The organism is Micromonospora sp. CNZ285, from assembly GCF_004637285.1.
The window spans coordinates 285,656-309,129 of record NZ_SPQD01000001.1 but is presented as its reverse complement, the minus strand read 5'-3'; the positions used below and the strand labels follow the sequence as shown (position 1 = coordinate 309,129).

Annotated in this window: 19 protein-coding genes; 12 read left to right on the top strand and 7 right to left on the bottom strand. The window is 72.2% G+C overall.

Translation table 11 applies throughout. From position 1 onward, the window contains the following. Window positions 1–145: 145 nt before the first annotated feature. From CLT75_RS01460 to CLT75_RS01435, 6 genes are all read right to left on the bottom strand, one after another. The gene (locus CLT75_RS01460; RefSeq protein WP_135239117.1) at window positions 146–934 is read right to left on the bottom strand and encodes an ATP-binding cassette domain-containing protein; all 789 of its coding nucleotides are present in this window, start codon (window positions 932–934) and stop codon (window positions 146–148) included. Continuing rightward, complete coding sequence (locus CLT75_RS01455) at window positions 934–2,196, bottom strand: alanine racemase (RefSeq protein ID WP_135239116.1); 1,263 nt, start codon at window positions 2,194–2,196, stop codon at window positions 934–936. Before CLT75_RS01455 ends, CLT75_RS01460 begins: the two co-directional genes overlap by 1 nt. Window positions 2,197–2,215: 19 nt before the next feature. Further along, entirely contained in the window at window positions 2,216–3,196 is a 981-nt protein-coding gene (locus CLT75_RS01450; RefSeq protein WP_135239115.1) for an ABC transporter permease, read from the bottom strand. After that, a complete protein-coding gene (locus tag CLT75_RS01445; RefSeq protein ID WP_135239114.1) occupies window positions 3,197–4,174 on the bottom strand; it encodes an ROK family protein in 978 nt (325 codons plus the stop codon). Then, complete coding sequence (locus tag CLT75_RS01440) at window positions 4,174–5,166, bottom strand: phosphotriesterase family protein (protein ID WP_135239113.1); 993 nt, start codon at window positions 5,164–5,166, stop codon at window positions 4,174–4,176. Before CLT75_RS01440 ends, CLT75_RS01445 begins: the two co-directional genes overlap by 1 nt. A gap of 109 nt (window positions 5,167–5,275) precedes the next feature. Next, on the bottom strand, window positions 5,276–6,391 hold the full coding sequence (locus CLT75_RS01435) for a substrate-binding domain-containing protein (RefSeq protein ID WP_013285142.1): 1,116 nt from the start codon (window positions 6,389–6,391) through the stop codon (window positions 5,276–5,278). 368 nt (window positions 6,392–6,759) lie between these two features. Here CLT75_RS01435 and CLT75_RS01430 point away from each other — a divergent pair, with 368 nt between their 5' ends. The 12 genes from CLT75_RS01430 to CLT75_RS01375 all read left to right on the top strand — a co-directional run bounded on the left by CLT75_RS01430 (window position 6,760) and on the right by CLT75_RS01375 (window position 22,603). Beyond that, window positions 6,760–7,947 carry an ROK family protein gene (locus CLT75_RS01430; RefSeq protein ID WP_135239112.1) on the top strand — a complete coding sequence of 396 codons (1,188 nt, stop codon included), beginning with the start codon at window positions 6,760–6,762 and terminating at the stop codon, window positions 7,945–7,947. 355 nt (window positions 7,948–8,302) lie between these two features. Beyond that, the gene (locus CLT75_RS01425) at window positions 8,303–9,625 is read left to right on the top strand and encodes a cellulose binding domain-containing protein (protein ID WP_135239111.1); all 1,323 of its coding nucleotides are present in this window, start codon (window positions 8,303–8,305) and stop codon (window positions 9,623–9,625) included. 286 nt (window positions 9,626–9,911) lie between these two features. Then, the gene (locus CLT75_RS01420) at window positions 9,912–12,341 is read left to right on the top strand and encodes a ricin-type beta-trefoil lectin domain protein (RefSeq protein ID WP_135239110.1); all 2,430 of its coding nucleotides are present in this window, start codon (window positions 9,912–9,914) and stop codon (window positions 12,339–12,341) included. A 124-nt stretch (window positions 12,342–12,465) separates the two neighbouring features. Then, complete coding sequence (locus CLT75_RS01415) at window positions 12,466–14,190, top strand: family 43 glycosylhydrolase (protein WP_135243872.1); 1,725 nt, start codon at window positions 12,466–12,468, stop codon at window positions 14,188–14,190. Between the two features lie 11 nt (window positions 14,191–14,201). Beyond that, the gene (locus tag CLT75_RS01410) at window positions 14,202–15,326 is read left to right on the top strand and encodes an RICIN domain-containing protein (protein WP_135239109.1); all 1,125 of its coding nucleotides are present in this window, start codon (window positions 14,202–14,204) and stop codon (window positions 15,324–15,326) included. Between the two features lie 104 nt (window positions 15,327–15,430). Continuing rightward, window positions 15,431–15,847 (top strand): PPOX class F420-dependent oxidoreductase, encoded by a 417-nt coding sequence (locus CLT75_RS01405; RefSeq protein ID WP_135239108.1) that lies wholly within the window; start codon window positions 15,431–15,433, stop codon window positions 15,845–15,847. A 44-nt stretch (window positions 15,848–15,891) separates the two neighbouring features. Next, entirely contained in the window at window positions 15,892–16,482 is a 591-nt protein-coding gene (locus CLT75_RS01400) for a DinB family protein (protein ID WP_135239107.1), read from the top strand. Window positions 16,483–16,571: 89 nt separating this feature from the next. Then, complete coding sequence (locus CLT75_RS01395) at window positions 16,572–18,383, top strand: glycosyltransferase family protein (RefSeq protein ID WP_135239106.1); 1,812 nt, start codon at window positions 16,572–16,574, stop codon at window positions 18,381–18,383. Between the two features lie 21 nt (window positions 18,384–18,404). Further along, window positions 18,405–19,433, top strand: coding sequence for a glycosyltransferase family 2 protein (locus CLT75_RS01390; RefSeq protein ID WP_135239105.1), 1,029 nt, complete (start codon window positions 18,405–18,407; stop codon window positions 19,431–19,433). Between the two features lie 114 nt (window positions 19,434–19,547). Next, complete coding sequence (locus CLT75_RS01385) at window positions 19,548–20,678, top strand: SPFH domain-containing protein (protein WP_135239104.1); 1,131 nt, start codon at window positions 19,548–19,550, stop codon at window positions 20,676–20,678. Then, window positions 20,675–21,763, top strand: a complete 1,089-nt coding sequence (locus CLT75_RS01380; protein ID WP_135239103.1) for an Rpo12/RPC10 RNA polymerase subunit family protein — start codon at window positions 20,675–20,677, stop codon at window positions 21,761–21,763. Before CLT75_RS01385 ends, CLT75_RS01380 begins: the two co-directional genes overlap by 4 nt. Window positions 21,764–21,904: 141 nt before the next feature. Then, entirely contained in the window at window positions 21,905–22,603 is a 699-nt protein-coding gene (locus tag CLT75_RS01375) for a DUF4386 domain-containing protein (RefSeq protein ID WP_135239102.1), read from the top strand. A 6-nt stretch (window positions 22,604–22,609) separates the two neighbouring features. Here the strand turns inward: CLT75_RS01375 and CLT75_RS01370 are convergent, their stop codons facing one another. Continuing rightward, the gene (locus tag CLT75_RS01370; protein ID WP_135239101.1) at window positions 22,610–23,407 is read right to left on the bottom strand and encodes a glucose 1-dehydrogenase; all 798 of its coding nucleotides are present in this window, start codon (window positions 23,405–23,407) and stop codon (window positions 22,610–22,612) included. Between the last annotated feature and the right edge of the window lie 67 nt (window positions 23,408–23,474).

Below are 23,474 nucleotides of genomic sequence, written 5' to 3'. Positions count from 1 at the left end.
CGCTCCCGAAGTGCGGGAAGCCGCGCTGTCAGCGTTCACATGGGTTCACACAAACGTTACGTACGGCGGATCGAACGGGGCCGGAAACGCCGATGACCCCGGGAGGGACACCCGGGGTCATCGTGCGCGCGGCGGTCCGCGCGGCTCAGGGGCGGCCGGTCTCCTCGGACGCGCCGGTGATCATCGAGACGATCTCGTTGCGACTGGTCCCGGTGATGTCACGGACGCCGACCTGGCGTCCCCGGCGCAGCACCGCCACCCGGTCGGCGATACGGAACACCTGGTCCAGGTTGTGGCTGACGACGAGCACGGCGGCACCACGCTCCCGCAGCTTCAGGATCAGCTGCTCCACCTTGGCGGTCTCGGCCACGCCCAGCGCCGCTGTCGGCTCGTCCATCAGCACCAGGCCGCTGGCCCAGTGGGTGGCGCGGCAGATCGCCACCGCCTGGCGCTGCCCGCCGGACAGGTCCCGGATCGTCGCCTTCGCGCTGGGGATGCGTACGTCCAGCGCGTCCACCAGCTCCTGCGTCTCCCGGGCCATCCGGCGCCGGTCGAGCAGCCGCAGCGGACCGCGGGTGAGTTCCCGGCCCAGGAACATGTTCATGTAGACCGGCTGCGAGTCGGCCAGGGCCAGATCCTGGTAGACCACCTCGACGCCCTGCCGGCGGGCGTCGGAGGCGTCCCGGAACGTCACCGGCCGCCCGTGCATCTCCAGCTCGCCCTCGGTGGGCTGGTACACCCCCGAGATGATCTTCACGAGGGTGGACTTGCCGGCGCCGTTGTCGCCGACCAACGCGGTGATCTGGCCGGCGGCCAGTTCCAGGTCGAAGCGCTCGATCGCGACGACGCCGCCGAACTGCTTACGGATGCCGCGCAACCGCAGCGGCGGGGCGCCCGCCCTGGTCGCGTCGGTCTTGTCGGTGACCGTGCTCATCATGCCCTCCCTGCGCTGCGAGCGGTGTGGTTGCCGGTGCCGGGGCCGCCGACCGCGTCGATGTCGTCCAGCCCGATCGGCGCCGAGCCGTCGGCGGCGTACACGCTGGCCACGGCCGGGGCGCCCGACCGGACGCCGGTCACGCCCGCCGTCAGCGCCCGCGTGACGAACGCCTGCGGCCGGAAGCCGAACAGGACCGTGTCGCCGGGCGCGACGCCCGGCGCCGCCGTCACGTCGGCCATCGCGTAGTAGTCGATCGCCTCCGGCGCGGGCATCTCCACGTCGACCAGGTACGCGTCGTCGAGACCACCGCCCCGGGGCACGATCAGCGCCCGGGTGCCGCCCAGGCCCAGCACCGGGTCGACGTAGAGCCCGCCGCCGAAGACGTACGCCCGCCCGTCCCACAGGTGGGACACCTCGCTGACGTAGAGCACGGCCGGCTCCTCGACCAGGTCGGTGACCGCGTGCCAGGGCGTGGTGCCGGTGAGCCCGTGACCGGGTTCGACCTGCGTCACGCCCGCCTCGGCCAGCGTGGGCAGGATCGCCGCCGACGTCGTACCCGGGGCGTTGATCTCGACGTGCGCCCACCCGGCGGCGCGCAACGCCGCGGCGGCGGCCCGCAGGGTGCCGAGGTTCGGGGTCGGCACGACCCGCCCGGCGGCCGGATCGAACAACTGGGTCGGGAAGCTGGTGACACCGGCGAACCGGGCGCCGTCGAGGGCGTCGAGCCGGTGGGCCACAGCGACGATCTCCTCGGCCGGCCAGCCGCCCTCGTGGCCCCGGTAGAACCGGTCGCCAGGCGCCGCGATCCGGGCGAGCAGCGCCTGCTCCCGCCCGGCCGCCGCGCTCGCGGCGGCCGCCTCGGCGGCCTTGGCGTCGTTGAAGACCGTCCAGTACGCGGGCGCGAGCGCGGCGGCGACCGCGGCCTCGTGCCGGGGGATCTGCACCAGGTGACCGAGGTGACCGATGCCCAGCCCGCCGTGCCGGTCGGCGAGCGCGCACTGGAGGTCGACGCCGACCGCCTCGGTGATGCCCGCGTCGCGGACCGTCCGGCAGAAGTCGGGGTTGCGCCCGACCTGCTTGGTCATGGCGTAGACCGACAGCCCGTGCCGGTCGGCCTCGGCCCGGATGGCGGCGGCGTTCGCGGCGACCGTGTCGAGGTCCAGCGCGTAGCAGTTCGCCGGCAGGTCACCGCTGTCGTGCAGGTTCGCGGCGGCGGCGAGCAGGCCCGGATTGCGGCGTCGCAGCAGGTCCAGAAACATGCGGTTGCTTCCTTCCGGGTCAGCTTCGCCGCTCGCGCAGCGAGAGGGAGACGGCCACCAGGATGATCGCGCCGCGCGCCATCATCTGCTGGGACACGGACAGGCCGGCCAGGATCAGGCCGTTGTTGAGCATGCCCATCAGCAGGCTGCCCAGCACCGCGCCGATGATCGAGCCCTTGCCGCCGAAGAGGCTGGTCCCGCCCACGATGACGGCGGCGATGACGGACATCAGGTCGGCCTCGCCGAGGGTGTACCGGGCGCCCTGGAGGCGGCCGGCGTAGAGCAGGCCGGCGAGCGCTGCGCACATCGCGCTGCCCATCAGCACCATGATCTTGACGCGGATCACCTTGATGCCGCTGACCCGGGCCGCCGCCACGTTGTCGCCGATGGCGAGCGTGTGCGCGCCGTACCGGGTCTGCCGCAGCACGAGATAGCCGACCACAGCCGCCGCCACCGACCAGAGCACCAGGCCGGGGATGCCGAGGATCTCGCCCTGGCCGAAGAAGGACAGGAACGCGTCGTTGCTCACAGGCACCGACTGCAGGCCGGTGACCTCGCGGGCCAGACCGGCCACCGCACCCATGGTGGCGAGCGTGACCAGGAAGCTGGGCAGCCGCACGAGCGTCACGAAGACGCCGTTGACCAGGCCGACCGCCGCGCCGGCGGCGAGGCCCGCGGCCACGCCGAGCAGCATGCTGTCGGTCTCCCGCAACGTCACCGCGCCGACGAGCGCGGAGAGCGCGACGACCGAGCCGATGGACAGGTCGATCTCACCGGCGGCCAGCACGAAGACCAGCCCGACCGCCATGATCGTGATCGGCGCGGTCTGGATGACGATGTTGGTGAGGTTGCTCGTGGTCAGGAAGCCGTTGCTGCCCTGGGTGATGGCGAAGAACAGGAACACGACCGCGAAGCCGATGTAGACCACGTAGTCGCGCCAGTTGATCCGGCGCCAGGCCGGGACGGCGCTGGTCTTCACCGCCGCATCCGTGTGGGTCATCTATCGTCCCTCCGCTGTCTGGAAGAAGGTGTTCCGGTGGGCCGGTACGCCGTCGCGTACGCCGGCCTCCCGGCGGGCGACCGCGACGGCGCCGAGCAGGCCGGCCCGGTCGCCGAGCCGGCTGGTCTTGATCAACGGGGCGTCCGCAGTGAGCGCGGCGACCCAGCGCCGGACCGGTTCGACGAGTTCGGCGCGGGAGCCGATGCCGCCGCCCAGGACGACCGCCTCCGGGTCCAGGACGGCAGCGACCGCGACGACGGCCAGGGCGATCAGCCGCGCCTCCTCGTCGATGGCCGCGAGGGCGTCCGGGTCACCGGCCGCGGCCCGGTCGAAGACGTCGGGCACGCTCGCCTGCTCGCCGGACACCGCCCGGTAGCGGGCGGCGAGGGCCGCGCCGGCGACCGCCTCCTCCAGCGCGCCCTTCACCTGGTTGTCCTTGTCGAACGGGTCGGTGCCCAGGGGCAGGTAGGAGATCTCCCCGGCCGCGCCGCGCGCGCCCCGGACCAGTTCGCCGTCGAGCACGATGCCCATGCCGACGCCGGTGCCGACCGCCACGAACACGAAGTGCCGGTGGGTACGGCCGCTGCCCAGCCACCGCTCCCCGGCGGCGGCCATGTTGACGTCGTTGTCCAGCACGACCGGGTGGCCCAGCCGGCGGGTCAGCTCGGCCCGCACGTCGAGGGCCTCCAGGTCGGAGACGTTGGGCGACAGCTCGATGGCGCCGGTCGCCGGGTCGGGTACGCCGGGCAGGCCGATCGCGCTGGCCCGCACGTCGGACCAGTCGACGCCGGCCCGCGCGGCCAGATCCCGCAGCAGCGCGTCGATCTGCGCGGCGACCGCCGTACCGCCCCTCGGGTCGGTCGGCTGCACCTGCTCGGCCAGGACGAGGCCGTCGAGGTCGGCGAGCGCGGCCCGCAGCTTGGTGCCGCCGAGGTCGACGCCGGCGACGTAGCCGCACGGACGCGGATGCGCGGCCATCAGCCGACCGTCAGGAGCCGGGCCGGGTTGGCCGTCAGCATCTGGTCGATCGCCTCCGGCGGCACACCGAGCCGGGCGAGACCCGGCACGATCTCCCGGCCCAGGTACGAGTACCCGAGGCGGCCGTGCGTGCCCGGGTTCAGGTACGCCTCGGCGCCGGTCAGGTCCATCGAGAGCAGGATCCGGTCGGCGTACCCGTCCCGGACCAGCCCGGCGAGCATGTCCAGCCGGGCCCGGTCGGGCCGGTGGTACGCGCGCTTGGCGAACTCGCCCTCCGGCGGGTCGGCCGGCAGCGGGGCGAGCACGAAGTCCCAGAACTGCTTGCCGAGCGTGTCGAAGGCGATGTTGACGCCGGTGGCCAGTACGGCCCGCAGGTAGTCCGGGTCGGGGTTGATGTCCAGGTGGCCGATGACGACGCGGGAGAGGTCGGCCTTCTCCTCGCGCAGGATCTCGACCTGCTCCAGCGCCATCGTGCCGTGGGTGGTGTGGGTGTTCACCGCCAGGCCGGTGGCGACGTGGGCGCGGGCGGCGGCGCGCAGGCACTTCTCCTCGTGCGGGGTGATCTCGTTCAGGCCGGTGGCCTGCTCGCCGAAGATGCCGACCTTGATCCCGGTGTCCCCGACGCCGATCGTGGCGTCGGCGACGAAGCGCTCGCGCATCTCGTCGACGCTCGCGGACAGCGCCCAGCCCGGGGAGTACGGCTCCAGGTAGATCGCCGACCCGGCGACCACGTGCAGGCCGGTACGCAGCGCCACCTCACGCAGCAGTGTCACGTCGTGACCGACCACCTCGTACGGGGACAGGTCCACGATCGTGCCGAAGCCCAGCTCCGGCAGGCCGCTCACCGCGTCGGCGGCGAGGTCGGCGCGGTCGTCCCCGGCGCCGCCGGACAGCCACGGCCCGGGCACCAGCGCGCCGAGGTGCTCGTGGCTCAGCACCCGGCCGAGCGACTCGGGAGGCACCGGCCCGAGGACTGTCTGGACGTACCCCATGTGCTTCTTCCTCTCGTCTCGCGGTGGTCGCGGGCCCGGCGGTGGGCCGGGCCGCGTCCGGCGAGGCCCGGGGCCCGTTCGGGGAGGCCCCGGACCTCGCGGCCCGGCGTCAGTTGCCGAGCACCTCGGCCGGGGGCTCCTGGCCGTAGTCGTCGCGCCAGGCGTCGGCGATGTTGTCCTTGGTGGCGGCCATCGGCGATCCGACGACCAGCTCCGGGGCCTTCTTGCCGAGCAGGCCGTACGCGGCGACGATGCCCAGGTTCTCGCCGAGGCGGGTCGAGCCGTTGGCGACGACGCCGGCGACGTTGCCGCCCTTGACCATGTCGGCGGCGAGGTTCGCCTCCAGGTCGTTCGTGACGATCTTGACGTCGGTACGGCCCTGCTGCCGGGTCGCGGCGAGCACGCCCTCGGCGGCGGTGGCCCAGGCGACGTAGACGCCCTTGAGGTCGGCGTGGCGGGTCAGCATCGCGGTGGCGATGTCCTCGGTACGCGCCGGGTCGGAGAACCCGGCCTCCTCGACGATCTCGATGTCCGGGTAGAGGTAGCCCAGCCAGTCCTTGAACGCCTTGTCCCGCTGGTTGGTGAACCAGAAGTCGGCGTCGTGGTAGACGTAGCCGACCTTGCCCTTGCCGCCGAGCGCCTTGCCGAGCATCTCCGCGTTGGCCTTGCCGAACGCGGTCAGGTCGGCGGTGACGATGCCGACGATCTGCTCGCCGGACTTGTAGCCCTTCGGCGGGGTGGTCATCACGACGAGCTTGACGCCGGCGTCCACGGCGGGCTTGAAGGCCGCGGCCGCCGCGGTCGGGTCGACCGCGATGGTGACGATCAGGTCGGGCTTGAGCGCCAGCACGGTCTGCACGTTGTTGGCCTGCCGGGCTGCGTCGAACTCGGCGCTGGTGCTGGCCAGCACCTTGATGCCGAGCTGGTCGAACTCCTTGCGGACGCCGGACTCCACGGCCTTGGTCAGCGCGGAGCCCTCGTGCCAGACGAAGGCGGCGGAGTACTCGCCGTCCTTGACCTTCTGGCGCTCCTCGGGGGTGAGCGAGAGCTGGTCGGCGGCGGTCGGCGTCTCGCCGCCGGGTCCGACGAACGACAGGCTGGGCTCGGTACGCGGGCCACTCGACGCGCCGCCGCTCCCGGAGGTCTCGTTCGAGCAGGCGCCGACCATGAGCGCCAGGGCGCAGAGCGCGCCGAGGGCGGCACCACGTCTACGGCTGAGAATCATTGCTCTTCCCTTCACAGCAACGGGTCTGGAACCGGTGATTCCGGACTGACACGGGGGTCCGATGCGACCGGCACGGCGCGTGCGGGGGCACCCGCCGCCGTCCCTGGGGGCCAGCGACCTCTATTTCCGTTCAGGGTGAAAGTATTATCGCGGTCATCACACTCCGTCAAGGGTGCTGGTCAGAGATTCGACCCACTCCGTTCGGCGCCCCCCACCGCGCCTCACCTCGGGTTTCAGCGTGCGCGACCGCCGGAGGGCGGAGCCGGGCCGCCCCGGACGACGCCGCCGGAACGACACGGCCGGGGTGGTTGCTCATCCGGCGGCACGGCTTTAACATTCGGGCGGAAAGAAAATCGGCGGAGGTGGGCGTGGAATCTCGGGCACCCCGGGCGGCGAACCGGTCCACGGTGCTGGCCCACGTGCTGACCCACGGTCCGGTGAGCCGTACGACCATCGGCCACGAGACCGACCTCTCCCCCGCCACCGTGTCGCGGATCGTGGAACAACTGCTCGACGAGGGGCTGCTGACCGAGACCGACGGCGCCCCGAGCACCACCCGGGGCCGGCGGGCGACCCAGGTGGCGATCGCCGCCGGACGCGGCGTGGTCTGCGGCGTCGACGTCGGCGGCTCCAACGTCCGGCTGGTCGTCGCCGACCTCGCCGCCCGGCCGCTGACCGGCCGGACCGTGCCCACGCCCGCCGACTACGACGCGCCCCGGCTGGCCCAGTGGCTGGCCGACCTGATCGTCGCGACAGTCGGGGCCGACCGGGAGCGGCTCGACTGCGTCGCGGTGGGACTGCCCGGCGCCGTCCGGCAGGGCGACCGCGCCGTCTCCAACGCCCCGAACCTGCCCCAGGTGGAGGACCCGCTGTTCCTGCGGCTGCTGGAGAAGCACCTGGGCACCGCGGTCGAGGTCGACAACGACTCCAACTACGCGCTACTCGGGGAGCTGCGCTTCGGCGCCGCCCGGGACGCGCAGACCGCGGTGATGCTCACCATCGGGGCGGGGCTCGGCGCCGGCGTCGCCATCGACCGCCGGCTGTTCCGGGGCCGCAGCGGCCTGGTCGGCGAGTTCGGCCACCTGCCCGCCGGTCCGCTCGGCGCACCCCTCGAACGGATCATCAGCGGGTCCGGCATCCTCGCCCGCGCCCGCGAGCTCGGCCTGTCGTTCGACAACGCGGCGGACGTGTTCCGCTCGGCCGACCCGCGCCTGGTGCCGGTCCGGCAGTACGTCGAGCAGGCACTGCTGGTCATCCTCACCGCGGCGGTGGTCGCCTACGAACCGGAGGTGATCGTCCTCGGCGGCGGCGTCTCCCACGCGCTCACACCCGATCTCGTCCGGCTGCGCGGCCGGCTGCACGAGATCGTGCCCGCCGCCGAGGCGACTGTGCACGGCGCCGAACTCGGCGACCTCTCCGGCGCGCTGGGCGCCGTGGTCGCGGCGCTGCACACCGCGTACCGGCGGCTCGGCCTCGCCGAGGCGGACCTCGCCCGCGTACCCCAGCCGGACGCCCTCGCCGGCTGCGACCTGCCGGCCCTGGCCGACCGCGCCTGAGCAGGCGGCGACGCCGGCGCCGCGCTCCTGTGAGCGCTCACCCGGCGGCCCACCCGGCATTCCTCCGGGCCCGGCCGGTTGAACATGTTATCGATAACCTGCTATGTTCCGGCACGGGAGCGAAGGGCACGCTCCCCGTCACCCCCGCAACCGGCAAGGCGACCCGAGGCACCGTCCTCGCCGCCCCGCCGGCCGGTGACCAGTCCGGGCCGCTCCGCCGATGCACGCCGACGCAGGCGGCCAACGGACGACTTCGGCCCCGGCCGCACGCGCGGCTCCGCGCCCTCTTCGCAGGCGACGTCGGCATCGACGGACGGTCCGGCCTGCACCGCCACCCAGGGCAAGGAGTCCAGCAATGGCGAAACGAACATCCCTCCTCTCATCCGTCGCCGCCGCGGCCGTGCTCCTCGCGGCCGCGGCCGGCGGCGCGCTCAGCGCCGGCCTCGGCGAGACGGCGCAGGCGTCGACAAACGGCACGCTCGCGGCGACCGCCGGCTGCGGCAAGGCCCCGACGCTGTCCAGTGGGACGCGCACCATCTCCAGCGGCGGCCAGAACCGCAGCTACATCCTGCGCATCCCGGACGGCTACGACCGCAACCACCCGTACCGGCTGATCTTCGGGTTCCACTGGTTGAACGGCTCGGCGAACAACGTCGCCTCGGCCGGCTACTACGGCCTGCTGCCGCTGTCCAACAACAGCACGATCTTCGTCGCGCCGCAGGGCATCGACAACGGCTGGGCCAACACCAACGGCCGCGACCTGACGCTGTTCGACGACATCTCCCGGCAGGTCGAGAACGACCTCTGCGTCGACACCAGCCAGCGGTTCGCGCTCGGCTGGAGCTACGGCGGGGCGATGAGCTACGCGGTGGCCTGCGCCCGGCCCACGATCGTCCGTGCGGTCACCGTCATCTCCGGCGCCAACCTCAGCGGCTGCAACGGCGGCACCCAGCCGGTCGCCTACTTCGGCATCCACGGCATCTACGACAGCGTGCTGAACATCTCCATGGGGCGGTCGCTGCGCGACACGTTCGTCCGCAACAACGGCTGCACCGCGCAGAGCCCGCGCGAGCCGAGCCGGGGCAGCCTCACGCACATCACCACCACGTACTCCGGCTGCCGCGAGGGCTACCCGGTGCAGTGGGCCGCGTTCGACGGCGACCACACCCCCAGCCCGGTCGACGGGTCGTCCAGCCCGAACGACTCCCGGACCTGGACGTCGGGGGAGATCTGGCGGTTCTTCAGCCAGTTCGCGTCCACCACGCCGCCGCCCACCACCGCGCCGCCGACCACCGCCCCGCCCACCACGCCTCCGCCCACCACGCCCCCGCCCACGACGCCGCCGCCGACCACCCCGCCACCGACCGGTGAGCCGGGCGCCTGCACCGCCACCTACCGGACCGTGAACACCTGGCCCGGCGGCTTCCAGGCCGAGGTCACGGTGGCCAACAACGGCGCCACCACGCTCAACGGCTGGACCGTACGCCTGACCCTGGCCTCCGGCCAGGCGATCAGCAGCCTCTGGAACGGCGTCAACACGGGCACCACCGGCTCGGTGTCGGTCCGCAACGCCGACTACAACGGCACGCTGGGCGCGAACGCCTCGACGACGTTCGGGTTCACCGCCACCGGGAACGGCGCCGCGGCGCCCAGCGGCGTCAGCTGCACCAGCCCCTGACCGGGCCGGCCCGCCGATCCCCGCACGGGGAGCCGGGCCGTGGGGTGGCACCGCGCCGCCCCCGGCCCGGCACCGGCGGGACGACCGACGCCCCGCCGGACGCCGGGATGTGCTCTAATTAATACTGGTCGATGTTTGCGCTAACATTCACGACCCCGCTGACCACCACCACCGGCATCCCGGGGCCGCCGCACCGCCGCTGTTAGCGTTTACACCGACGGCCATCCACCACTCGCGAGGCACCGTCCCGGACGGTCGGGCGCCCGCGCGTACCCGAGGAGCCGTCATGGTGATCCCCCGTCCCCGGCCCGTCCGATCCGGGCCATCGCGTCTCGTCATACCCGCCCTGGCTCTCGCCCTGGCCGCCACCGGCGGCGGCCTGACCCTCGCCGCGACCCCCGCGCAGGCGGCCACCACGATCACCGTCAACGGCGCCTCCGGCGGCCAGACGTTCGACGGAGTCGGCGCGGTCAGCGGCGGCGGCGGCAACAGCCGGCTGCTGATCGACTATCCGGAGCCGCAACGCGGACAGATCCTGGACTACCTGTTCAAGCCCGGCTACGGCGCCGCGTTGCAGATCCTCAAGGTGGAGATGGGCGGCGATACCAACTCCACCAGCGGCTCGGAGCCGAGCCACGAGCACGTCCGGGGCGACCTGAACTGCGACCGCGGCTACCAGTGGTGGATCATGGAGCAGGCCAAGGCCCGCAACCCCGCCATCAAGCTGGCGGCGCTGCCCTGGGGTGCTCCCGGGTGGATCGGCAACGGCAACTTCATGTCCCAGGACATGATCAACTACTTCGTGGACTGGCTGGGCTGCGCACGGCAGCACAACCTCACCATGGACTACATCACCGCCGCCCAGAACGAGAAGCGGACCGACGCGAACTGGACCATCAGCCTGCGTCAGGCGCTGAACACCAACGGGTACGGCAACGTGAAGATCATCTACGGCGACGACTACCCGGGCAGCTGGGGCCCGGCGAACGCCGTCGCCAGCAACGCCACGTTGCGCAACAGCATCGACGTGCTCAGCGGCCACTACCCGTGCGGCTACCTCAGCGCGCAGACCACCTGCACCGTCTCCTCGACGGCCACCTCCACCGGCAAGACGCTGTGGAACAGCGAGGGCGGCTCGCAGGACTACAACGACGGCGCCAAGCCGCTGGCCCGCGGCATCAACCGCGGCTACATCGACGGCCGGATGGTCGCCTACCTCAACTGGGACCTGATCGCCGCGATCACGCCGAACCTGCCCTGGTCCACGGTCGGGCTGATCCTGGCCAACCAGCCCTGGTCCGGCTGGTACTCGGTCGGCAAGAACACCTGGGCGCTGGCGCACACCACCCAGTTCACCGCGCCCGGCTGGCGCTACCTCGACTCGTCCTCGGGCTATCTGGGCGGCAACCGCAACAACGGCAGCTACGTGTCGCTGCGCTCCCCCACCGGCGGCGACTACAGCACGGTCATCGAGACCATGGACGCCACAGCGGCGCAGCAGCTCACCGTGAACGTCACCGGCGGGCTGTCCACCGGCCAGGTGCACGTCTGGTCCACGAACCTGAACTCGACGAACCCGAACGACTTCTTCGTCCGCGGCGCGGACATCACCCCGTCGGGCGGTTCGTTCTCGCTCACCGTCCAGCCCGGACACCTCTACACCGTCACCACGACCACCGGGCAGGGCAAGGGCACCGCCACCAGCCCGGCCCAGGGCTCGCTCGGCCTGCCGTACCGCGACGACTTCGACGGGTACGCCGCCGGACGGATACCGAAGTACCTCCAGGACATGCAGGGCGCGTTCGAGACCGTCGGCTGCGGCAGCGGCCGGGCCGGCATGTGCCTGCGGCAGATGTCCGCGCAGGCGCCGATCACCTGGAAGACGCTCGCCGACCCGGCCACCTACGGCGGGAACCTGAGCTGGGGCAACTACACCGTCTCCGCCGACGTCCTGCTCGAACAGTCCGGCTACGCCCAGATCCAGGGCCGCGTCGGCACCACGAACCTCGACCCGATCGGCCGGTACAACGGCTACTTCCTGCGCGTCACCGACACCGGCTCGTGGTCGATCCTGCGCAACAACACCGCCGGGCAGCTCGCCACGCTGCGCAGCGGGAACGTCGCCGCGCTCGGCACCAACCGCTGGCACAGCCTCGCGCTGGGCTTCGCCGGCTCCACCATCACCGCCACCATCGACGGCACGACTGTCGGCACGGTCACCGACTCCACGTTCGGCACCGGCCAGGTCGGCTTCGGCACCAGCCAGGGCGAGACCGCCCAGTTCGACAACCTGTCGGTGGTCGCCGGCCCGGGCGGCAACCCCGGGGGTACGAGCGGCGCCCTGCTCAACCCCAACTCCAGCCGCTGCCTTGACGTGCCGAACCAGTCCCAGACCAACGGCACCCAGACGACGTTGTGGGAGTGCAACGGCGGCGCGAACCAGCAGTGGACGGCGACCTCCGGCCGGCAGCTCCAGGTGTACGGCAGCAAGTGCCTCGACGCCGAGGGCCAGGGCACGTCGTCCGGCACCCGGGTCATCATCTGGGACTGCAACGGCGGCGCCAACCAGCAGTGGAACGTCAACACCGACGGCACGATCACCGGCGTCCAGTCCGGACTGTGCCTGAGCCCGAACGGCGGCGGGACCGGCAACGGCACCCCGATCGTCCTGTCCGCCTGCACCGGCGGCAGCAGCCAGAAGTGGAGCCGGGCATGACGGCCCGACCTTCGCCGACCGTACCCATCCGCCGCGGCGCGGCCTACCGGGGAGACGACCTGTGACCTCAACGCTATGGAGACCCGACCGCCGGACCAGACGATGGCTCGCGCTGGCCGTGACCATGCTCGCCCTGCTGGGGCTGGCCCCGGTCATCGCCGGCGGGCTGAACCCGACCGTCGCCCGGGCGGACAACCCGATCGTGCAGACGATCTACACGGCCGACCCGGCCCCGCTGGTCCACGACGGCCGCGTCTACCTCTACACCGGCCACGACGAGGACAACTCGACCTGGTTCACCATGAAGGAGTGGCGGGTCTTCTCGTCCGACGACATGGTGAACTGGACCGACCACGGGTCGCCGCTCAGCCTCGCCACGTTCAGCTGGGCCAAGCAGGACGCGTGGGCCGGCCAGGCGGTCCAGCGCAACGGCAAGTTCTACTGGTACGTGCCGATGGTCGTCCGGGCGACCGGCCAGATGGGCATCGGGGTGGCGGTGGCGGACAGCCCCACCGGGCCGTTCCGCGACGCCATCGGGCGTCCGCTGGTGAGCAACGGCGAGATCGACCCGACGGTGTTCATCGACGACGACGGCCAGGCGTACCTGTACTGGGGCAACCCGCGCCTGTGGTACGTGAAGCTGAACGCGGACATGACCTCGTACTCCGGCAGCCCCACCCAGATCCCGCTGACCACCGCGGGCTTCGGGGCGCGGACCGGGGACGCGAACCGGCCGACCCTCTACGAGGAGGGGCCGTGGGTGTACAAGCGCAACGGCCTCTACTACATGGCGTTCGCGGCCAAGTGCTGCTCGGAGTTCGTCGCCTACTCGACCGCGCCCGGGCCGCTGGGCCCGTGGACGTACCGCGGGACGATCATGCCGACCCAGGGCAGCAGCTTCACCAACCACCCCGGGATCATCGACTTCAAGGGCAACTCGTACTTCTTCTACCACAACGGCGCGTTGCCCGGCGGCGGCGGTTTCACCAGGTCGGTGGCGGTGGAGAAGTTCTCCTACGGCGCGGATGGCTCGATCCCCACGATCAACATGACCACCACCGGCGCCCCCCAGGTCGGCACCGTGAACCCGTACTCCCGGCAGGAGGCCGAGACGATGGCCTGGGGACAGGGGGTCGAGACCGAGGCGTCCTCCCTGGGCGGGAGGAACGTCGGTTACATCGACAACGGGGACTACATCAAGGTCAAGGGCGTGGCCTTCGGCGCCGGCGCGACCAAGTTCACCGCCATGGTGGCCTCGGCCGGTAGCGGGGGGTCCATCGAGCTGCGCCTGGACAGCGTGACCGGCCCGCTGGTGGGCACCTGCCAGGTGACCCCCACCGGCGACTGGCAGACCTGGACCAACCCGAGCTGCCCGGTCAGCGGTGCCACCGGCACCCACGACCTCTACCTGCGGTTCACCGGCGGCAGCGGCTCGCTGTTCAACATCGACCACTGGTGGTTCACCTCCAGCCTCAGCGGCACCCCGCCGCCGGTCCCCCCGTCGACCCCGCCGCCCTCCTCTCCCCCGCCGCCCAGCACGCCGCCGCCGACCGGCGGCGCCTGCACCGCCACCTACCGCACCACCAACTCCTGGTCCGGCGGCTTCCAGGCCGAGGTGACCGTCACCGCGGGCGCCGCGGCGCTCAACGGCTGGTCGGTGCGGTGGAACCTGGCCGGTGGCCAGAGCATCAACCAGGTCTGGAGCGGCACGCTGAGCACCAGCGGCTCCACCGCGACCGTCAGCAACGCGGCGTACAACGGCTCCGTGCCCGCGTCCGGCTCCACCACGTTCGGCTTCATCGCGAACGGCTCGCCGTCCACCCCGTCCCTGACCTGCACCAGCCCGTGAGAGGAGCGTTCATGCGTACGACAGTGAGGAGATGGCTCACCGCGGGCGCCGCGCTGGCGCTGCTGGCCGCCGGTGTGCTCACGCCCGCCGGGCCCGCGGGCGCCGAGTCCAACGGCGGAACCCGGGTGATGCCGCTCGGTGACTCCATCACCGAGGGCACGCAGGTGCCGGGCGGCTACCGGATCGGCCTGTGGCAGCGGCTGGCCGGCGGCGGCTACCGGGTCGACCTGGTCGGCTCCCAGTTCAACGGGCCGGGCACCCTCGGCGACCACGACCACGAGGGTCACCCCGGCTGGCGCATCGACCAGATCGACGCCAACATCACCGGCTGGCTGAACGCCTACCAGCCGCGCACCGTGCTGCTGCACATCGGCACCAACGACATCCTGCAGAACTACAACGTGTCGACAGCGCCGAACCGGCTCTCCTCGCTCATCGACCGCATCACCGCCACGGCGCCGAACGCGGACGTGTTCGTCGCGCAGATCACCCCGCTCGCCAACTCCGGCCAGGCGGCGGCGGTGCGCACGTTCAACGCCGCGATCCCCGGGATCGTGCAGTCGAAGGTGAACGCCGGCAAGCGGGTCCATCTGGTCGACCAGTACTCGGCGCTGACCACCGCCGACCTGATCGACGGCATCCACCCGACCGCGACCGGCTACGACAAGATGGCCGCGGTCTGGTACCGCGCGTTGCAGTCGGTGTCCGGCAGCATCGGCACCCCGGGCACCGGCGGGGGCACGTACCAGAACGTGCAGCTCGTGGGCGCCGGCTCGGGCCGGTGCCTGGACGTGCCGAACGGCAGCACCACGAACGGCACCGCGGTGCAGCTGTACGACTGCTGGGGCGGCACGATGCAGCGCTGGACCTACACCTCGGCCAAGCAGTTGCAGGTGCTCGGCAACAAGTGCCTGGACGCCAGCGGACGGGGCACCGCGAACGGCACCAGCGTGATCATCTGGGACTGCAACGGCCAGCCCAACCAGCAGTGGAACCTCAACGCCAACGGCACGATCAGCGGCGTCCAGTCCGGGCGCTGCCTGGACGCGGCCGGCTACGGCACCGCCAACGGAACCAGGATCAACCTCTGGGACTGCCACGGCGGCACCAACCAGCAGTGGAGCGCGCGCGCCTGACCGGCACGCGACGGGCTCCCCGGCGACGTCCGCCGGGGAGCCCGTCCGGGCGTCGCCCGCCGCATGACCAGCGGCGGACCCGGCGGGTACGTAGAGTGCGAACCATGTCGAAGCCGCCGCTGCCCGAGCCCGCCGTCGCCATGCTGGGCAAACCGAATCCCGCCGTCATCGCCACGCTTCGCGACGGCCAGCCGGTGTCCGCGGCCACCTGGTACCTCTGGGAGGACGGCCGCGTCCTGGTGAACATGGACGAGGGCCGCCGCCGGCTGGCACACCTGCGCAGCGATCCCCGGGTCTCCCTGACCGTGCTGGACGAGGGGAACTGGTACACCCACGTCAGCCTGATCGGGCGGGTGGCCGAGCTGCGCGACGACGAGGGCCTGGCGGACATCGACCGGATCTCGCAGCACTACACCGGACGGCCGTACCCCCGGCGGGACCGCGCCCGGGTCAGCGCGTGGATCGAGATCGAGCGCTGGCACGGGTGGGGCGCGCACAAGGACAACAGCCAGACCGGCTGATCGCCGCCCCCACGATGTCCGACCCATGCGCGAGAGTGTCGGGCATGACCGAACCGAAGAACCCGAAGACCGCGCTGCACGACTACCTCCGCGGGATCCGGGAGGACCTGATCTGGAAGCTCGACGGGCTGAGTGAACGCGAGGCCCGGCTTCCGCGCACCGCGACCGGCAACAACTTCCTGGGCCTGCTCAAGCACTGCCTGAACGTCGAGGCCGGCTACTTCGGGCAGGCGTTCGGCCGCGAGTTCCCCACTCCGGCGGAGCTGGTGCCGTCCGACGCGTTCGAATCCGATCCGCAGGCGGACTGGTACGCCCGGGCCGACGAGACAAAGGACGGGCTGATCGACCTGTACCGCCGCGTCGGGGCGTTCGCGGACGAGACGATCGCAACGCTGCCGCTGGACGCTCCGGGGCGGGTGCCGTGGTGGCAGCCGGGCCGGCAGGACGTGACGCTGCACCAGGTCATCGTGCACGTCTGCGTCGACCTGGCCCGGCACGCCGGTCATGCCGACGTCATGCGCGAGCAGCACGACGCGGCGATCGGGCTGGGGCGGGACAACCGGAACGTCCCCGAGGGCTACGACTGGCCGGCGTACGTCAGCAAGCTGTCGGCGCTCGCCGACCGGTTCGCGTAGGCGGCCTTCCGGTATGCCGGGCCGGAAGTTTCAACCATATTTCGGACAGCGGATCGACAGGACCAGCAGCATCGTGAAGCATCTATCCCATGAAGATCCGGCCCGCCGTCGCCCCGCCGACCGCTGAGGACACCGGTCCCGCGCAGCCTCCCGCCGACCGGCCCTCGGACGACCGCCCCACGGACGAGCGCCCCGCGGACCGCAGACGCCGGTGGCGGCCGAACCCGGAGTGGACGCTGGCGGTCCTCGGCAGTCTGCTGCTGGCGGTGGTGCTGACCTGGCCGACGATGCGGCACCCGGCGACCACGATCCCCGGCGACCTGGGCGACCCGACGTTGCAGGCGTGGCAGGTCGCCTGGTCGGGGCACGCCCTGCTCAGCGACCCGGGGAACCTCTGGAACTCGAACACGTTCTATCCGGAGCGCTACACCTACGCCTACAGCGACACCCTGCTCGGGTACGCCCCGTTCGGGATGCTCGGCTCCGGCTTCGAGGCCGCCGTGATCCGCTACAACGTGCTCTACGTGCTGCTGCACGCGCTGGCGTCCCTCGGGGCGTACGCGCTGGCCCGGCAGCTCGGCGCCAACCGCTGGGGCGGTGCGGTCGCCGGGATCGCGTGGGCGTACGCGCCGTGGCGGCTGGCGCACTCCGGCCACCTGAACATCCTGTCCAGCGGCGGGATCGCGCTGGCGCTGGCGATGCTGGCCCGCGGTCACGGCTGGTCGCTGCGCCACGGCTACCGGCCGGAACGCCGCCGGCCCGGCTGGGCGGTGGCCGGGTGGCTCGTCGCGGCCTGGCAGGTCACGCTCGGCTTCGGCATCGGGCTGCCGCTCGTCTACTTCCTGCTGGCCGCCGTGCTGGTTGCGGCCGGCTGCTACGGCTGGTCCTGGTGGCGCAAGCGGGAGCGGCCCCCGTTCGGCCGGCGGCTGCTGATCGCGGACCTGGCCGGCGGCGCCGTGTTCGGCACCGTGACGCTGCTGCTCGGGCTGGTCTACCTGCGCGTGGTCGACCTCAACCCGCAGGCCGTCCGGTCGCTGGACTGGACGAAGATGTTCTCCCCGCCGCTGATCGGGTTCGTCACCGCGCCCGGCGACTCGTGGTTGTGGGGGGAACGGCACGCCGCCGCCCGCGAGCAGCTGACCTGGCCGCCGGAAATGGCGCTGCTGCCCGGCATGACGCTGATCGGGCTGGCCGCGGCGGGGCTGTTCGTCTCGGCGTTCCCGGTGCGGCACCGGGTCGCGCTGGGGCTCGGCGTGATCGGCACCGTGCTGCTGGGCCTGGGCGCCACGCTCGGCGGTGACGGCGACCCCGGCTACCTGACGTTGTCCAACCTCCTGCCGGGCTGGGACGCGTTGCGCACCCCGGGCCGGATGATGCACTGGACCAGCCTGCTGCTCGCCGTGCTGGCGGCCGGGCTGGTGACCGCGCTGGCCGAGTCGTGGCGCCGGCCCGCCGCCGCGCGCGCGTCCCGGGCGGTGGCGGCGCTGGTCCTGCTGGTGCCGCTCGCCCTGGTCACGCTGGAGGGCGTGAACCGCACGCCGCACCCGGTGGTGCCGACGCCACCGGCGGCGATGCGGACCGCGCCGGAACCGATGCTGGTGCTGCCCGCCGGTGGGGTGGGCGACCTGAACTACATGCTGTGGTCGACCGATGGGTTCCCCCGGATCACCAACGGGCTCGGCGGTTTCGAGCCGGTCACCCAGGCCCAGACGCGGGTCGCCGTGGCGACGTTCCCCGACGTGGGCAGCGTGGCGTACCTGCGCGGGATCGGTGTGCGGTCGGTCGTCGCGGTGCCGAGCCGCGCGGCGGGGACGCCGTGGGAGGGCATCGAGACCCGGCCGGTCGACGGGCTGGGCATCACCCGGGAGGAGTTCGATGGCACGCTTGTCTACCGCCTCTGACGCCGTGGGCGCCGGTCCCGTATGCCCGGGCCGGGCGGGGTGAGCGCCGTGCGGTTGTCGGTGGTGGTGCCCTGCTTCAACGAGGAAGCGTCGGTGGAGCGGCTGCACGAGATGCTCAGCGTCGCGTTCGCCGAGCTGACCGACGTGGACGTCGAGGTGGTGTACGTCGACGACGGCAGCGAGGACGGCACCCTGGCGGCGCTGCGCCGGCTCGCCGCCGCCGACCCGGCCGTCTGCTACACGTCGCTGAGCCGCAACTTCGGCAAGGAGGCGGCCATGCTCGCCGGCCTGCGCCGGTCCACCGGCGACGCGGTGGTCATCATGGACGCCGACCTGCAGCACCCGCCGCGGTTGCTGCCGGAGATGGTGATGCTCTACCGGCAGGGCTTCGACCAGGTGATCGCCCGCCGGGACCGCCGCGGTGACCGGTTCATCCGGATGGTCGCCTCGCGCTCCTTCTACCGCCTGGTCAACTGGTGGATAGACGTACGCCTGCTCGACGGCGCCGGCGACTTCCGGCTGCTGTCCCGGCTCGCGGTGAACGCGATCCTGGCGATGCCGGAGTACAACCGCTTCTCCAAGGGCCTGTTCTCGTGGATCGGTTTCCGCACTGCGGTAGTGGCGCACCGCAACGAGACCCGGCAGGCCGGGCGGAGCCGCTGGACGTTCGGCAAGCTGTTCAACTACGCGTTCGACGGCCTGCTGTCGTTCAACAACCGGCCGCTGCGCCTGGCCATCTACGGCGGCCTGTTCCTAACTCTCATCGCGGTGGGCTACATGGCCTGGGTCGTCGCGGACGCCGTGGAGAAGGGCATCGACGTGCCCGGCTACACCACGATCATCGTCAGCGTGATCGGGCTCGGCGGCATCCAGATGATGATCCTCGGGGTGATCGGCGAGTACATCGGCCGGATCTACTACGAGACGAAGCGTCGTCCGCACTATCTGGTGCAGGAGACCGAACGCGTCGTCGATGCCCCCGGCCGGACCTCCCGGATTCCGGAGCAGCGTACGGCCACCGGCGAATCGATGGCCGGCGAAACCGGCTGAGCAACCCCGATCGGTGGGCGCCGATAGGCGCAGAATCGTTCTCTTTTCGCAGGTGGCGGGCGGTTGCTATGGTCGCCCGCGACGCCGGAGACCGGCGCCGAGGAAAGGGTTGCGATGGGGCTGATGGACAAGCTCCGGGGCGAACTCATCGACATCATCGAGTGGCTGGACGACAGCCGCGACACGATGGTCTGGCGATTCCCCCGGTATCAGAACGAGATCAAGATGGGCGCCCAACTGGTCGTCCGGGAGTCCCAGACGGCGGTGTTCGTCAACGAGGGGAAGATCGCCGACGTCTTCACGCCCGGGACGTACACGCTGGAGACCCGCAACCTGCCGATCCTGTCCACCCTGAAGGGCTGGAAGTACGGCTTCAACTCGCCGTTCAAGGCCGAGGTGTACTTCGTCAACACGCGGCAGTTCACCGACATGAAGTGGGGCACCCAGAACCCGGTCATCCTGCGCGACGCCGAGTTCGGCGTGGTCCGGGTACGGGCGTTCGGCGCCTTCGCGGCCCGCGTGGTGGACGCGTCGCGCCTGCTGCGGGAACTGGTCGGGACCGACCCGCAGTTCCGCACCGAGGAGGTGCAGGAATACCTGCGGCAGCTCATGGTGGGACGCCTCGGCGGCGCGCTCGCCACGGCCGGGGTGCCGCTGCTGGACCTCGCCGCGCACCAGGACGCGATCGGCCGGCGGCTGGCCGCCGTGCTGACCGAGGAACTGGCCGAGGTCGGTATCGCGATCCCCAAGTTCGTCATCGAGAACGTGTCGGTGCCGCCGGAGGTCGAGCAGGCGCTGGACAAGCGGACCAGCATGGGCGCGGTCGGCGACCTGGACCGGTACACCCGCTTCCAGGCCGCGAACGCGATGGAGGCCGCAGCGAACAACCCGGGTGGCGAGGCGGGCGCGGGCATCGGCCTGGGCCTGGGCATGGCGATGGGCCAGCAGATGGCCCGCTCGATGGGCGGAGGCGCGGCCACACAGCCGGCCCAGCCCACCCCCGCGCAGCCTGCCGCCGCCGAGCCGCCGCCGCTGCCGGGCCAGGCCCAGTGGTACGTCGGCGTCGGCGGCCAGCGGCAGGGCCCGTACGACCTCGGCGCGCTGGCCGAGCAGGCGAACGCGGGCGCGCTCGGCGCGGACACGCTCGTCTGGCGTACCGGGATGGCGCAGTGGCAGCCCGCCGGGCAGGTGCCCGAACTGGCGTCCGTGCTCGCCAGCGTCCCGCCGCCGCTTCCGCCGCAATGAGCGACACGGCTGTCTCGCCGCCCTCCTACCAGTGCGGGGGGTGCGGCGCGCGGGTCGAGTTCGCGCCCGGCACGACCGCGCTGAGCTGCCCGTACTGCGGGCACCGGCAGGAGATCGCCGGCGCCGCCCGGGAGGTGCGCGAGCACGCGTACGCGGAACTGGCGTCGCTGCCCCGCAAGCCGGTGGCGAGCGTCGGCGCGCACACGTTCGTCTGCCCGGGCTGCGGCGCCCGGACGGAGAGCGACGCGCTGGCGCAGCGCTGCCAGTTCTGCGCGGCTCCCCTGGTGGCCGATGCCGGGGCGGGTGAGCTGATCGCGCCGGAGGCGGTGCTGCCGTTCGCCGTCGACCGCAACGGTGTGCGGACGGCCCTGGGCCAGTGGTGCCGCAGCCGCTGGTTCGCGCCCGGGAGCCTGAAGAAGATCAGCGAGGCGGAGACGCTCAAGGGCACGTACCTGCCGCACTGGACGTTCGACGCGCGGACCGTGTCGGACTACCAGGGTCAGCGGGGCGAGCACTACTACGTCACCGAGACGTACACGGTGACAGTCGACGGCAAGCAGGAGACGCGGACCCGGCAGGTGCGGCACACCCGGTGGCATCCGGCCGCCGGCACCGTACGCCGGGACTTCGACGACGTGCTGGTGCCGGCCACCACCCACCTGCCCACCGAGCAGTTGGACAAGCTGGCGCCGTGGCCGCTGACCGAGGCGGCCGCGTACCACGGCGACTACCTGGCCGGATACCAGGCGCTGCGGTACGACACCGAGCCCGAGGCGGGCCTGACCGAGGCGAAGGCGCGGATGGCGCCGGTCATCGAGGGGGACTGCCGGTCCGACATCGGCGGTGACGAGCAGCGGGTGTCCGCCGTGGACACCACGTACTCCGACGTGTCGTACAAGCTGGTCCTGCTGCCGGTGTGGATCGCCGCGTACCTGCACGCGGGCCGGTCGTACCAGGTGCTGGTGAACGCGCGCACCGGTGAGGTCATCGGCGAGCGTCCCTACAGCACGGCGAAGATCGTGGCGGCGGTGCTGGCCGCGCTGGCGCTCGTCGCGCTCGTGGTGGCGTACGCGATGAGCCGCTGACGCGCACGGGCCACCGGTACGGCCTACCGGTGGCCCGTGCGCATCGCGCGAGGAGACTGACCGAGCGGCCGATTCGCCGCCACGCCGATCCGCCGCAGAGTGAGGGAACGACCACCGGCCGAGCGGCGGAGGGCAGCCCCGATGGACTCACTACGTAGGACGTCGCTGGTCGCGGGCGGGTTCTACCTGCTCACCTTCGTCTCGATCCCGACCCTCACGCTGTACGCCCCGATACGCGAGGCGGACTACGTCCTCGGCACCACCCCGGACACCCCGGTCGTCGTCGGCGGCGTCCTGGAGGTGATCGTCGCCCTCGCCTGCATCGGCACCGCGATCGCGCTGTATCCGGTGCTCAAGCGGCAGGGTGAGGCGCGGGCGCTGGGCTTCGTGGCCGCCCGGGTGCTGGAGGCCGCCGGCATCTTCATCGGCGTCGCGAGCATCCTGACGCTCGTCGCGTTGCGGCAGTCCGACGCCGGGCCGGACGCCCTGGTCACCGGCCGGACGCTCGTCGCCTTCTACGACTCGGTGTTCCTGCTCAGCCAGGGCTTCCTGCCGGCCGTGAACGCGCTGCTGCTGGGCACGCTGCTCTACCAGTCGCGCCTCGTACCGCGCGTCCTGCCGGTGCTCGGGCTCGTCGGCGCGCCACTGCTCGTCGCCTCCGACCTCGGCACCCTGTTCGGCGCCTGGGACCGGCTGTCAGCGGTGGCGGCGGTCGCCGCGCTCCCCATCGCGGTGTGGGAGTTCTCGCTCGGCGTCTACCTGGTCGTGAAGGGCTTCCGGCCCTCCCCCGTCACGGCCGGCGCGGTGGAGCCCCGGCCGGTCCAGGACGCCACCGTCTGAGCCGGGTCAGGCCCGCGCGCCGCCGTCGACCCGCAGCACCGTACCGGTGACGAAGGAGGCGCGGTCGCTGAGCAGCCAGGCGGCGGCCTGGGCGATCTCGTCCGGTTCGGCGGCCCGGCGCAGCGGCGTGGCGGCCGCGAGCCGGTCGATGATCCCGGGCGACTCGGCGTCCCAGGACCGCATCATCTCGGTGAGTGTGCTGCCCGGGGCGATCGCGTTGACGCGGATGCCCTCCGGCCCGTAGGTGATCGCCGCGGACTCGGTGAGGCTGTTCACCGCGCGCTTCATCGCCCCGTACGCGGGCAGTTCGGGATTGCCCATCAGGCTGCCGACGCTGGAGTTGTTCACGATCGCGCCGGTGCCGGCGGTGGCCCGGATCGCGGCGACCTCGGCGACCATCGCGAGCCACGGTCCCTTGAGGTTGACGGCGTAGACGTGGTCGAAGTCGTCTTCGCGCACCCGGTCCATCGGTCCGGGCGGCACGATCGTCGCGCCGTTGTTGAAGGCGACGTCGAGGCGCCCGTACACCTCGACCGTGCGGTCGACGGCGGCGCGCACGCTCGCCGCGTCGGCCAGGTCGCAGACGACGTACTCGGCGGTGCCGCCCGCGGCCCGGACCTGCTCGGTGACCGCCTTCAGCTGGTCCTCGGTGCGTGCGGCGAGCAGCACCCGGGCGCCCTCGGCGGCGAACAGCCGGGCCGCCGCGGCGCCGATGCCGCGCCCGGCGCCGGTGATGAAGGCGACCTTGCCGGCCAGCAGGCCGGCGGTCGGGCGGACGGTCGTGTCGGTTCGTGTGGTGTCCATGCCGGCAAGCCTGCGTCCGGTCGCGGAGCCCATCCAGGTACCGCCGGTACCTGGTTACGCGCCGCCG